Source organism: Clostridium paridis, assembly GCF_016765615.1.
Taxonomy (GTDB): Bacteria; Bacillota; Clostridia; order Clostridiales; family Clostridiaceae; genus Clostridium_T; species Clostridium_T paridis.
In genome coordinates this window covers 83,763-96,681 of sequence record NZ_JAESWA010000029.1, presented here as the reverse complement: position 1 = coordinate 96,681, position 12,919 = coordinate 83,763, and the positions used below count along the sequence as shown (strand labels likewise).

13 protein-coding genes are annotated in these 12,919 nt (G+C 29.5%); 4 read left to right on the top strand and 9 right to left on the bottom strand.

All coding sequences use genetic code 11. The features are described from left to right. Positions 1 to 311: 311 nt before the first annotated feature. The 4 genes from JK634_RS19715 to JK634_RS19700 all read right to left on the bottom strand — a co-directional run bounded on the left by JK634_RS19715 (position 312) and on the right by JK634_RS19700 (position 3,890). Positions 312 to 1,010, bottom strand: coding sequence for an SPOR domain-containing protein (locus JK634_RS19715; protein WP_202769473.1), 699 nt, complete (start codon positions 1,008 to 1,010; stop codon positions 312 to 314). 181 nt (positions 1,011 to 1,191) lie between these two features. After that, positions 1,192 to 1,797: a C40 family peptidase gene (locus JK634_RS19710; RefSeq protein ID WP_202769472.1), complete on the bottom strand. Its 606-nt coding sequence runs from the start codon at positions 1,795 to 1,797 to the stop codon at positions 1,192 to 1,194. 371 nt (positions 1,798 to 2,168) lie between these two features. Then, the gene (locus JK634_RS19705; RefSeq protein WP_202769471.1) at positions 2,169 to 2,348 is read right to left on the bottom strand and encodes an HTH domain-containing protein; all 180 of its coding nucleotides are present in this window, start codon (positions 2,346 to 2,348) and stop codon (positions 2,169 to 2,171) included. An 81-nt stretch (positions 2,349 to 2,429) separates the two neighbouring features. Next, positions 2,430 to 3,890 carry an aminoacyl-histidine dipeptidase gene (locus JK634_RS19700; RefSeq protein ID WP_202769470.1) on the bottom strand — a complete coding sequence of 487 codons (1,461 nt, stop codon included), beginning with the start codon at positions 3,888 to 3,890 and terminating at the stop codon, positions 2,430 to 2,432. A gap of 181 nt (positions 3,891 to 4,071) precedes the next feature. Here JK634_RS19700 and pyk point away from each other — a divergent pair, with 181 nt between their 5' ends. Beyond that, the gene (gene pyk, locus JK634_RS19695) at positions 4,072 to 5,490 is read left to right on the top strand and encodes a pyruvate kinase (RefSeq protein ID WP_202769469.1); all 1,419 of its coding nucleotides are present in this window, start codon (positions 4,072 to 4,074) and stop codon (positions 5,488 to 5,490) included. A gap of 45 nt (positions 5,491 to 5,535) precedes the next feature. Here the strand turns inward: pyk and rpsA are convergent, their stop codons facing one another. Further along, complete coding sequence (rpsA, locus tag JK634_RS19690; protein WP_202769468.1) at positions 5,536 to 6,687, bottom strand: 30S ribosomal protein S1; 1,152 nt, start codon at positions 6,685 to 6,687, stop codon at positions 5,536 to 5,538. A 496-nt stretch (positions 6,688 to 7,183) separates the two neighbouring features. Here rpsA and JK634_RS19685 point away from each other — a divergent pair, with 496 nt between their 5' ends. Genes JK634_RS19685 through JK634_RS19675 form a run of 3 tightly spaced genes read left to right on the top strand, consistent with a single transcriptional unit; the run spans position 7,184 to position 9,044 of the window. Beyond that, a complete protein-coding gene (locus JK634_RS19685) occupies positions 7,184 to 7,690 on the top strand; it encodes a hypothetical protein (RefSeq protein ID WP_202769467.1) in 507 nt (168 codons plus the stop codon). Between the two features lie 14 nt (positions 7,691 to 7,704). After that, on the top strand, positions 7,705 to 8,361 hold the full coding sequence (locus tag JK634_RS19680; RefSeq protein ID WP_202769466.1) for a PspA/IM30 family protein: 657 nt from the start codon (positions 7,705 to 7,707) through the stop codon (positions 8,359 to 8,361). Positions 8,362 to 8,390: 29 nt separating this feature from the next. Next, positions 8,391 to 9,044, top strand: coding sequence for a DUF1292 domain-containing protein (locus tag JK634_RS19675; RefSeq protein WP_202769465.1), 654 nt, complete (start codon positions 8,391 to 8,393; stop codon positions 9,042 to 9,044). A gap of 41 nt (positions 9,045 to 9,085) precedes the next feature. Here JK634_RS19675 and JK634_RS19670 read toward each other — a convergent pair whose 3' ends face one another. The 4 genes from JK634_RS19670 to JK634_RS19655 all read right to left on the bottom strand — a co-directional run bounded on the left by JK634_RS19670 (position 9,086) and on the right by JK634_RS19655 (position 12,898). Then, positions 9,086 to 10,978, bottom strand: a complete 1,893-nt coding sequence (locus tag JK634_RS19670; RefSeq protein ID WP_202769464.1) for an ABC transporter ATP-binding protein — start codon at positions 10,976 to 10,978, stop codon at positions 9,086 to 9,088. Positions 10,979 to 11,149: 171 nt separating this feature from the next. Further along, on the bottom strand, positions 11,150 to 11,416 hold the full coding sequence (locus JK634_RS19665; protein ID WP_202769463.1) for a metal-sensing transcriptional repressor: 267 nt from the start codon (positions 11,414 to 11,416) through the stop codon (positions 11,150 to 11,152). A gap of 41 nt (positions 11,417 to 11,457) precedes the next feature. Then, positions 11,458 to 11,871, bottom strand: a complete 414-nt coding sequence (locus JK634_RS19660) for a CBS domain-containing protein (RefSeq protein WP_202769462.1) — start codon at positions 11,869 to 11,871, stop codon at positions 11,458 to 11,460. A gap of 124 nt (positions 11,872 to 11,995) precedes the next feature. Beyond that, positions 11,996 to 12,898: a 3'-5' exonuclease gene (locus JK634_RS19655; protein ID WP_202769461.1), complete on the bottom strand. Its 903-nt coding sequence runs from the start codon at positions 12,896 to 12,898 to the stop codon at positions 11,996 to 11,998. Positions 12,899 to 12,919 lie beyond the last annotated feature (21 nt).

Sequence of the window (12,919 nt, the reverse complement as noted above, 5' to 3'; positions counted from 1 at the left end):
TGGTAAATATTATTGACAAAAATATAACTTTTATAACAATTCAAGGTCAAAATCCCTTTATGTATAAGCATTTTTACAGTAATTTACCTAATATAGTTTAACATTTATAAATATTTTATACAAGTGAGTTTCTCTATTTTAAGGAATTTTTAACCGTATTGAAACCTTTTTACATCTTGCATATGAATGATATTCCTTTTTATACCATTTAGGCCTGTAATGTTCATTTTTTAAGTATATTTTATCAATAAAGACACCTCTAGAAATTAATCTTATTCTAGAGGTGTCTCATCTATTCTAAAGATATTGTATTAGTTGCTTTTGTATGGTTCTATTAACTTATCTAAAAATTCCATTTCACCTTGGATTTTATCCTTAGTAAAATCATTAGGAAGACTTGCTATATGTGTCTTTATATCCTTGATTTCTTTTGCTTTATCTCCCTTTTCTTCAAAAGCAGATGCCCATTTCTTAAATTCATCAGTATTAACACTTTTAACTGATGAATCATTTATACTATTTATCATCTTTAGATATCCATCAACTATACCACCAATTAGCGAATCATAATAATCTGATCCATTTATATTTATTTTTAACTTAATTGCATTTACTCCTAAACCATCTAATTTATTTTTTACTTCATCACCTTTTCCCACTTGGTAAATACCTGCAATTACTCTGAATTTACTATCATCTTTAACAACATATACTGGAACTTGATCTTTTATTTTATTTTGGATATCTATCGCATTTTCTTCTTTGCTATAATAACCACACTGTACTATTTCGAAATTCTTATAGCTTTTAGCATCCCCATTACTTGCATTTGCTGAACTACTTTTTTTAATCAGGTTAAAACCTTTAGGAAAAGAGAACCCTCCACCAAAAATAGCATTAGCAATTGCAGTCCCTATAACTAAGGCAATTATAACTATTGTAATAACATAGCCAAATGATCTTGCTCCTTTATTACTCTTCTTTTTATAATTGTACCGTGTATATCTCATAACACCACCTCCAAAATCAATCTTCCTTAAATATTATTATGTTAATTAGTAAAATATGATATATACAGAGTAAAAAAAATAAGCTTGAATATTTTTCAAATATTCAAGCTTAACTATTTAAAAGGAAACCCCTTTTTAATTCACATTAATTTATATAACTACAAAATCACTTTAGTTATAATTATCTTATTATTCTTCTTGCTCCAGCATATCTGCTTGAGTAATAAGCTTCATTTAACGAACTTACAGTAACAGTTTTTCCTGATGAAGGTGCATGAAGAAAATCTCCTCCTCCAACATAAATACCCACGTGACTTATTGAACCATAAGTGTTAAAGAATACCAAATCCCCTGGTCTTAAATTTGACCTAGATACTGGAACTCCCATTGAAAATTGTGATCCAGTGTAGTGTGGTAATGAGTACCCAAATTTCGCGAACACATACATTGTTAATCCTGAGCAGTCAAAACTTCTTGGACCTGCTGCTCCAAAAACATATGGTCTTCCGATAAAATTATACGCATAAGAAACAACACTGCTTCCTGCACCGCTTCCACTATCCCCTCTTGATGCTACATAACTAGAACTTGTTGAACTTGTTCCCTCTTCCTTCTTTGGTGAAACGATAGTTTTTTTAACTTTTAACTGACTAGTTTTTAAAACTACCCCTTGAGTTGAATTTCCTGTGGTGTCAGCTTTTGGTTTCATGGCCTTAAAACTTGTTGCCGTAAGCAAAGCTACTGTTAAAAGCAATGCTTTAGTAATAGTTTTACGCTTCTGATTCATACACTTTCCCCTCTCCTAATTGGTAAATACCCTATAATTTATAATCTCCCTAAGTAAACATTTTCATAAACAAATCTTCCAAAGTTTTCATGAAAACAACTCACTTTATTATTATATGAAATTATGTAACTTAGGTCAAGCTTAAAAACTCTAAAAATTTCTAAGTATTATCTACACAATTATTATATCTTTTCCCTAAAAACTCTACAAAATTCCTAAATTAATTATTTTAGGGACATTTGATAGAAATATTGACAATCCTCTTATTATTCTTTTTAGTCTTAGAAAATTCTAATAAATCCATAATATCTATGAATTCCAAATAAAAAATAAGTTTGGAAAAATCCAAACTTATTTTTTTATAATTCTTCTTATTCTGCTATTCCATAATAACATCTTTTTGGTGAATTTATTTTTCCTTCTGCTTTTAATGTCTTAAGTGCTTTGTCGACATCTTTTTTGTCTAATCCGGATTTTTCAGCAATTTCTCCACCTTTTAAAGCTTCACCTGAATTTCTTAAAGTCTCTAATACTTTTTCATTAATATCCATATTTATCCCTCCTAAGTTTACTTAATTTATATTATAACTTAGTTTTCTAGTTGGTCAATAATATTTATTGATTAATAAATATTATTCTTTTATTTCTCCTAATACTCTGATTAGATATTCCCAGAATCTTTTTACGGATGAAATACTCATATGTTCATCTGGAGTATGAATGTCATATAAATTTGGTCCAAAACTAATCATATCCATATCATCTCCAAGTTTCTCCATAAATAATCCACATTCTAAACCTGCATGTATAGCAATTATTTCTGGTTTTTCTCCTGTCATTTCAACATAAATCTTTTCACTAAGATTTCTAATTTTTGATTCTTCTCTATATTGCCATTCAGGGTAATAACCAGATATTTCTGTTTCTGCTCCTAAACTATCAGCTAAAACTTTTACCTGATTTATTATTTCATCCTTAAGAGATGCTACTGAACTTCTAAGTGCTAAGCTATAACTTACTGCTTTATCATCAGTAACTACAACTCCTAAGTTTAGCGAGCTTTCTACTAAATCTTTTATATTCATGCTCATAGTTTGAATACCATTAGGCATTAAATATAGAAGTTTTACTGCTCTATTTGTAGATTCTGCATCAAACACATTTTTTATCTCTTTATTAGACTCAACAACAGAAACATTTACATCAGGATCTTGAGCACTTAATTCATTTTTAAATATCTTATTAAATTCTGCAACTCTTTCCTTAACTAAAGAAATATCAGCGTTAGAAACATATATTTCTGCATCTATTTCTCTTGGGATTGCGTTATCCTTTGCTCCTCCATTTAAGGAAACAATATTAAAATCAACCTTACCTAGAAGATCCATAAGTATTCTTCCAGCCAATTTATTTGCATTTCCTCTTCCTTTGTCTATTTCTTGACCAGAGTGTCCGCCTTTTAATCCTCTAACTGATATTTCTAAAAGACTTCCATCTTTTTTAGCTTCAGTCCATTCAATTTTTGAGGTAACGTTTGCTTTAGCTCCGCCTGCACAAGATACTAATAATTTTCCTTCTTCTTCTGAGTCAATATTAAGAAGTATTTTACCGCTAAGATTCTTGCTATCTACAGCCATAGCACCACCCATACCTCTTTCTTCATCAGTTGTAATTAATACCTCTAATGCTGGATGCGCAATGTCTTTTGATGCTAATATAGCTAATGCATATGCAACTGCTATTCCATCATCTGCTCCAAGAGTAGTTCCTGTTGCATAAACATAGTCTCCTTCAATTCTTAGCTTAATTGGATCTTTTTCAAAGTCATGTATTGTATCCTTATTTTTTTCGCATACCATATCCATATGTCCTTGAATTATTACTGTAGGTGCATTTTCATACCCCTTAGTAGCTGGCTTTTTTATAATTACATTTAAAGCAGAATCTTGAATACTTTCAAGTCCTAAGGATTTACCAAAATTCAATAAGTAGTCACTTATTGCCTTCTCATTTCCTGACCCTCTAGGTATTTTTGAAATCTCCTCAAAATAATAAAAAACATTTTTTGGTTCAATTGCGTCTAAAACTCTCATTTTTATACTTCCTTTCAATGAAAATATGCTAGAATATAAATATATTCTTTGTAAAAAGCATACCATAATTTACGTCAGATAAAAAGGCTGCTTAAATACATATTATGTTCATTTTTATAACTTTTAGTAGTCTTAGATAAATAATCCTGTGAATATTATAATTAATCTGAGAGGTGTTTTTATGCAAAAAACAAAAATGATTTTTACAATTGGACCGGCATCTAATAACGAAGAAATATTAAGGGAATTTATTAAAATTGGAATGAGCGTAGCAAGACTCAACTGTTCTCACGGAACACAAGATGATCACAGAAAGAATATCAATATACTAAAAAATTTAAGAGATGAATTATCTACTCCTACAGGTATCCTTCTTGATATTAAAGGCCCTAAAATAAGAACTCATAATTTTGTTAATGATGTAGCAAAATTAAAAAGAGGAGATAAATTTTCATTTTTTTGCTCAGATGAAATTTTAGGAGATAATACAAAATGTTCTATCTCCTATGAAGAATTATATAAGGATATACAAGTTGGAGGTACAATTCTTGTAGATGATGGGCTTCTTGAGTTTAAGGTTTTAGAAGTTCGTGACAAAGAAATAATAACTGAAGTAATTATTGGTGGGGAAATAAAGAGCCATAAAGGAGTTAATGTTCCTTATGTAAAAATTAAACTTCCAGCTCTTACAGATAAAGATAAGGCTGATATTGTCTTTGGATGTAAAGAAGAGGTTGACTTCTTTGCAATATCTTTTGTAAGAAAGGCTGAAGATATAGTAGAAGCTAGAAAATTACTTAATGAAAACAATGGTGAAAAAATCAAACTAATTGCTAAAATAGAAAGCCAAGAAGGTGTGGATAATATTGATGAAATTATTCAAGTGACTGATGGCGTTATGGTTGCAAGAGGTGATATGGGTGTTGAGATTCCTATAGAAAGAGTTCCTATATTACAAAAGCAAATAATAAAAAAATGTAATGCAGCTGGCAAGGTTGTAATTACAGCTACTCAAATGTTAGACTCAATGATTAAAAACTCTAGACCTACAAGAGCTGAAGCCTGTGATATCTGTAATGCTATTTTTGATGGTACAGATGCTATTATGCTTTCTGGAGAAAGTGCAGCTGGTGCTTATCCTCTTGAAGCTGCTAGAACAATGAGTAGAATAGCATTGGAAGCTGAAGCAAATTTTGACTATGTGGGCTTTACTTCAGACCTAAGGGAACCATCTTTATCAGCATTTGAGGATGCTATAAGTTATACAGCTTCAAGAACAGCAAATATATTACCTACTAAGGCTATAGTTGCTGCAACTAAAAGCGGGGCTACTGCACGATTAATTTCTAAATATAAACCTAGATGTCCAATTGTTGCAATAACTCCATATGAAAATGTTAGAAGGAGTTTATCACTTAACTTTGGGATAATACCTGAGTTATGTGAAATGTTTAATACAACTGATGACATAATCAATGAAGCTAGAGAAAGTGCTCTTAGACTTAATTTAGCTGAAAAAGGTGATAACATATTAGTAGCAGCAGGAATGCCTACAACCCACGTTGGTGGAACTAATATGCTTAAGATTGAAAAGCTATAATAATTTTAAAAATAAAAAAGAGGCTAAGCCTCTTTTTTATTTTATTTAAAACTTAAAATCTTTGAAAAGATTTGCTAAACTTTCCCCTTCAAAAGTATCATTGAATTTTTCATATTCTCTTGATTTTTCAGCTGCATCTTTTATGCTTAAACTTATCTTTTTATCATTTAAGTTTACATCAAGAATCTTAACCTTAATTTCTTGACCAATTGTTAACACATCAGAAGCTTTTGCAATGTTCTCCTCAGATATTTCTGATATATGAACTAATCCTTCAACTCCTGGAAATAATTCTACAAATGCACCGAAGCTAGTAAACTTAATAACTTTTCCACTAACTACATCATTTATCTTTAATGTTGTAGCTGTATCTTGCCAAGGATCTTTTTTGACATCTTTTAGTATTAGTGAAAGTCTTTCTTTCTCTACATCAAAATCACCAACAAAAACCTCAACTGTTTCTCCTTCTGAAACTACTTCTTCTGCTCTATTGACTCTTCCCCATGATAAATCAGACAAATGAATTAAGCCTTCAATTCCTCCGATATCAACAAATGCTCCAAATTTAACAATTCTTGTGACTTTTCCTTCTCTTTTCTCACCCTTCTTAAGTGAATTCCAAATAGCTTTTTTATTTTCATTATAAGCTTCTTCTTCTATAACTCTTCTAGACGCAACTATATTTTTTTCTCTTTTATTAAACTCTATTATTCTAACTTCTAATTGCTTACCTATTAGAGTTGCAATATTGCTTTCTCTCTTTCTTGAAACTTGTGACGCAGGTAAGAATATTCTTATTCCTTTGTAGCTTGCTACAAGTCCACCCTTAACTTCTTCTTTTACTGTTACATTTAATGATTTTTTAGTTTCAAAGGAATCACTAATCTCATCCCAAACCAATATTTCATCGGCTCTTTTCTTAGATAACACTACATTTCCTTCTCCATCATCTAAGCTTAAAATCATTACTTTTATTTTATCTTGAGCTTTTAACAATTCGCTTATAGAAAAGTCCTCATAAGATACCTCTTCTTTTTTTATAATTCCATCCTTATAATAGTTTATATTAACCATTACCTCATCTTGGCTTACAGATATAACTTCACCTGATATTATATCCCCTTTATTAAGGCGCTTTACATCATAATCTTTAAGTAATTCACCCATTGACATTGAGTTATTTTCTTCATTATTCATAATACCACTCCAAACTTTTCAATAATAAATAAAGTCACACTAATATTTTAAATCACCTTTTATTTTATTACAATTAATAATATTTATCACCCTATTATTTAATAATATAATACTTTTGTTCCCTTGGATTATACTAATTTCTTATGCTATAATTTTAGATATAAATATAATGCAAAAATTATGCTACATCTCACGGAGTAACTCTTAGGTGAAGCGACATGTAAATTCTTTAATGCATTATATATAAAATAAATATTTATAACTTTTTGAATTAGTTAGGAATTTCAAGAAATACTTAGATTGATAGAGTATATGAGAGTTATTTTTAAATTTTGATTTTATTCATTATTAAATAACCTAAAATGATTTATTTATTAACTTGTTAAGTGGTATTATATACTATATAATACTTACATAGACTAATTCTTTCAGTAAATGCTATTTCGGGGGTGAGCTTATTAAGAATAAAAAACGTAATCTGATTATAACAACTATTTTGACTTTCATTTTTATTTTTACTTCAATATCACTTGATGTTGGAAATATTTTAAACAGTGGAATTAAAGGTTCTGTTGTCTATGCTAAAGGAAAAAGCGGTTCATTTAAATCCAGTTCATCAAAATCCTCTTCAAGTGGATATAAATCAGGTTCATTTTCAAGTGGTGGAAGTTCTCCATCAAAATACAAATCAAGTTCTTCTAGTAGTCCTAGTTCATCTTCAGGTGGATATAAGACAGGAGGATTTACTAATAGCAAACCAAAAGATAATAGTACTCAAAGTACTGAGAGTAGTAGTTCAAATAATAACAAGAATTATAGCGGTTCTGGAGGCAGAAGTAGTTTTTGGGCTTGGATACCATTCATAGGAAGTGGATATCATTCAAATTACTCTACAGGTTTTTTTGGATATCACTCAAGTCCAATATCTATGATCTTCAAAACAATAATTGCTATAGTTGTAGTAGTATTGGTAATCTACGTAATTAAAATGATTAAATTTTAGGAGGTAACTTACAAATGGGAATATTTAATAGGATGTCAAATATGTTTAGAGCAAAGGTTAATAGTACATTGGATGAGATGGAAAATCCAATAGAATTACTTGATCAAAAATTAAAGGATATGGAAGAACAACTATCTAAAGCAAAACTAAATTCAGCACAAATAATAGGCAATGTTCAAGCAATTAAAAAGAATATGGATACAGCTCAAAGAGAAGCTGCTGATTTCGATGAAAAAGTAAAACTTGCCCTTTCAAAAGGAAATGAAGATCTTGCTAAAAGAGCTTTACAAAAGAAATTAGATGCAGATAAGAAATATGAAGGCTTAAAAACCAGCTATGAAACTGCTAAAGTTCAAGCTGAAGCAATCAAGAAAAACTTAGTTGCTTTAGAAGATGAAATACAAAAAACAAGACAATATAGAGATGAAGCTGCAGCAAGATACTCTACAGCTCAAGCTTCTGAAAAAGTAAATGAAATCTTAGCTAATGTTCAAACAAAAAGTAATTCTATTCAAATTGATTCTATAGAAAGAAAAATTCAAAGAACAGAAGCTAAGGCTAATGGCCTAGCAGAACTAAGAGAAATTGATGATTTTGATTCACAATTTGAAAAGCTTGAAGAGTCAGATTTAGATTTAGAACTAGAAAAATATAAAAATGGTACTGTTTAATAATTTTACTTTAGGTTTGGTGAGTATTAATGAATAGCGATTTCGAAATAATTACTAGAGAAAAAGAAACATGGGGAAAAATATATACAGACATATTTTATGCTATAGACAATATTTCTCCCTTCCTTCCTGAAGACTTTTTAAAAAAGAAAAAGTTTTATGTTAAAGGTAAAGTTCTAAAAGATTTTATTAATCTTTTAGAAGAAGAAGAGCAAAAGGGAAATAAGAAAGGTTTTTTCAATAAATTTTCTTCTCCAAACCTTAGCTCAATTAATAATTTTAAAGCACAAAATAAAGATACATTAACACAATTAGAGAACTGTTCAAAATGTGCTTGCCTAAATTGTGTTGTAGAATGTTCATTCAAGACTTGTTCTGGATGTAGAAGGAATTCTTATATAAAGACTTGTGATCATTCTAAAATCAATGTCAGACTTCATAGTGGGTTTACTTTGGACCTTACAAATAACGATACTGGTAAAGAAAATAAGTTTAAAGTTCTCGCAACCTTAGAAAATTGTGAGAAGGAACAAGAATATATAATAATCCAAAACATAATGGATAGCAACGATAGATATATTCTATATTTATATCCTGGTATCAAAGAAGACACCTATGGAGAAATTACTGACGAAGAAGAGTTTGATTTAATCGCAGAAAGTTTTGAGAGTATAGAAGCTTAGTGAAATTTCTATAGAAAAAAAGAGGCATTGGCCTCTTTTTTTTATTTATTATATTCTGATATCTTCTCTGCAATCTCATTTAGGTATTCCCATCTCTCGTACTTTAAAGCTAATTCTTCCTCAATCTCTTCTTTTTCCTTTAATAGCACCTGTAGTTTTCCGTAATCTGTTACAGTCTTTGATATTTCTAGCTCTATTTCTTCCAGTTTCTTTTCTATTTTTTCAATTACTTCATCAATTTCTTCATATTCTTTCTGCTCATTATATGAAAACTTTGGTCTTTCATCTTTATTTTTCTTTCTTTCCTTTTGAACCTTTTGTTCTTTAGGCATTTCAACAGATTTTAACTCTCTTTTTATAAGATAATCGCTAAAATTACCTGTATATTCACTAATTATTCCTTCTCCTTCATATGCAAAAATCTTATGACATAATCTATCAAGAAAATACCTGTCATGGGATACAATTATAAGTATACCTCCAAAGTCATCAAGAAAATCCTCAAGTATCTGCAAGGTTTCTATATCTAAATCATTTGTAGGCTCATCTAATATCAGCACATTAGGTGCTTCCATAAGAACTCTTAATAGCTGTAATCTTCTCTTTTCTCCTCCTGACAATTTACCTATTGGAGTATATTGCATGGTTCCATCAAACATAAATCTTTCACACATTTGTGAAGCTGTTATATTAACCCCATTAGAAACTGGAATTACTTCTCCCCCTTCTCTTACATAGTCGATCACTCTTATACTTTCGTCCATCTCAGAGCTATCTTGGGAAAAGCATCCTAACTTTACTGTTTCTCCAATTTCGATATTTCCACTATCAAGTTCAATCTTATTTGCAATAAGGTTTATCAAAGTGGTTTTTCCCATTCCATTACTTCCAACTATTCCAACCCTATCACCTTTTTTAAATATATATGAGAAATTGTTTATTAGTAGTTTATCCCCAAAGGATTTACTAATATTATTTATTTCTATAGATTTATTGCCTAATCTAGTTCCTATTAAGCTTAACTCTACATCTCCCCTAGGTTCAATATATTCATAGTTTACCAATTCATCAAATCTTTGAAGCCTTGCTTTTTGTTTTGTTGTTCTTGCCTTAGCACCTCTTTTAACCCACTTTAATTCCTTCTGAATAAGGCTAGCCCTCTTCTCTTCTTGGCTCTTCTCTATTTCAAGTCTCTCACTCTTTTTTATAAGAAAATCAGAGTAATTACCTTGGTAACTATATATCTTTCCCCTATCTAATTCTATAATTCTATTTACAACTCTATCAAGAAAATATCTATCATGAGTAATCATTATAAGAGCGCCTTTTCTAAGATTAAGATATTCTTCTAACCATTCTATACTATCACTATCCAAATGGTTTGTAGGCTCATCTAAAAGAAGCAGGTCGCAAGGAGTTATTAATGCTGAAGCAAGTGCAACTCTTTTCTTTTGTCCCCCAGATAAAGTACCTACCTTCTGATGGTAATTTCTTATTCCTAGCTTGTTTAGTATTATCTTTGCGTCACTTTCTAGCCCCCAAAGATTTAAATCTTCAATTTCCCCTTGAAGTCTTATAAAATTTTCCTGATTATATTCTTCTCCAGCTTCTAAAGAATTAAGAATATCCTCATATTCTCTCAGTAATTTCATTTCTTTAGAATCGCCCTTAAAAATCTGCTCTAACACAGTGTCCTCTGGAGTAAAATTTTGACTTTGTGATAAGTATTCAATTCTAATGTTTTTAATTTTAGAAATATCTCCATCAAAGAACTCTTCTTTTCCTCCAATTATTTTTAAAAGTGTTGACTTTCCAGCACCATTTATACCTATTAATCCTATTTTATCTCCTTCATTTATACCTAATGAAATATTATCTAATAGAATTTTTTCACTATAACTTTTGTTTATATTTTCAAGATTTATTAAATTCATTATATGCTCCTTTATTTTCTTAGGATATTTTATTACTGATATTATAATACACAAAGCTAATTATTTTCTATAGGGTTTTAAGTTCAACTAGTTTCCTATAAAAAACCCTATATAAAAATAAAGAAGGGATATTTCCCCTCTTTAAAACTATATATTCAAATTTATTATACTCTACTTCATAACCTTATCTAAAATAGATAATATCTCATCTATTTTTTCTTCAGCATCATATTCCCTTTTTATAGCTGCCTTAACGCAGTGTGTCATATGTTGTTTTAATATTAATTTATTAGCTTTTCTTAGAAGTGCTTGAACTGCAATAATTTGATTTGAAACATCAACACAGTATCTATCATCTTCTATCATTTTTATTATTCCTTCTATTTGCCCTTTTCCAGTTTTAAGACTTTGCAAAGCTTGTTTCTTTTCTTCGTTCATTCTTTTTTTCCTCCTGAACCTTAGTTATATTCAATGATAAACTAAAGCTGAGATTGCTTCATACTATTATAGCAATAATTAATTATATCACTTCTCTTTATTATCCCAATAAATGTTCCGTTATCATCTACTACTGGTACAAAGTTTTGACTTACCGCAAGAGATATTATACTTTCAATTGAAGAATTAATTGAGACACTTTTATGCTTTATTCTTCTAGGTATATCTTTAACTTTTACTGTATGAGTATTTTTAAAATTTAAGTCTGGGCTATTTTTAAGCTCCCATAACAAATCTCCTTCAGTAAGGGTTCCTACATATCTTCCACTTTTATCTATAAGTGGAATTGCTGTATAACCATGATGCTCCATTCTCTCCATTACCTGCCTCATAGTAGCGTCAACATTCTCGTAAATAACTTCATTCTTAGGTGTTAGAAAAAATGCTATATTCATACTCTTTCCCCTCAAAATTTAAAATAATCTGCTCTTATATTTTAACACATTTTAAATGTAAATGTTATACTTTTGATAATATAACTATAATGTAAATAAAATGTAATTTATTTTTTCGAATTTATTAATTTACCTTTTGAAACTTATAAGAAACATCCATATATTCCATCTGATTTAAAGGAGTTTTAATTTCATTATAAACTTCTTTTCCTGTAAGAGTTTTCTTAATAATAACCTCATGTAGAATTTTACACCTACACTTTTTACAAGAATCTATACCCATAAACCTCCAATAAAATAACTTGAAAGGTTGTTCTAGTTCCATTGGATTTTTACATCTTGGGCAAGTCATGTTCACTCTACTATAATCAATTTTAAAAGCCTCTAAATTTTTAATAACTAGTGCGGGCATATTAAAAATGTCATATACTATATAATTTTTTATAATTCTAGGATTATAAATTCTTTTAAATACTTTTGATGTATAATCCGCATCATTTAATGCATCATGCAACTTACTATCATCACTTACCTGTATCTTTAATTCTAAAAGTGCATTTTTTAAACTTATAGATTTTTTATGAGCTAGAACCTTTGTACAATATTCCTGAATGTCTATATATTCTTTAAGCCAACTTATTTCTTTATATCCATGAAAACTTGAATTTATTATAATTTCTGCTATATCATTTTTTGCCCAAGAGCATATTATATCGTCCTTTCCTATAAAAGCTCTCAGCCTATCCATGGCTTCAAAATACCCTAATCCATCCCTAATATCCTCTTCTTGTATGCCTGTAATTTCAGTAATTTTTGGATTTAATATTTTAAAAGCTGTTGGCTTAATATAGAGTTTTAATTCTTCAGTTTTCTGCATAAACTTATCAAGCTTAACTGCTCCAATCTCTATTATCTCATTATCTATTTCTAGATTTCTTATATCTTTATTTTCTTCATAAAAATTCGGAAAATATTTGCTTATCTCTCCTAAGTTATTGAATTCTAAATCTATTATAACAAACCCCATTTTATCTCCTTTTTATACTAC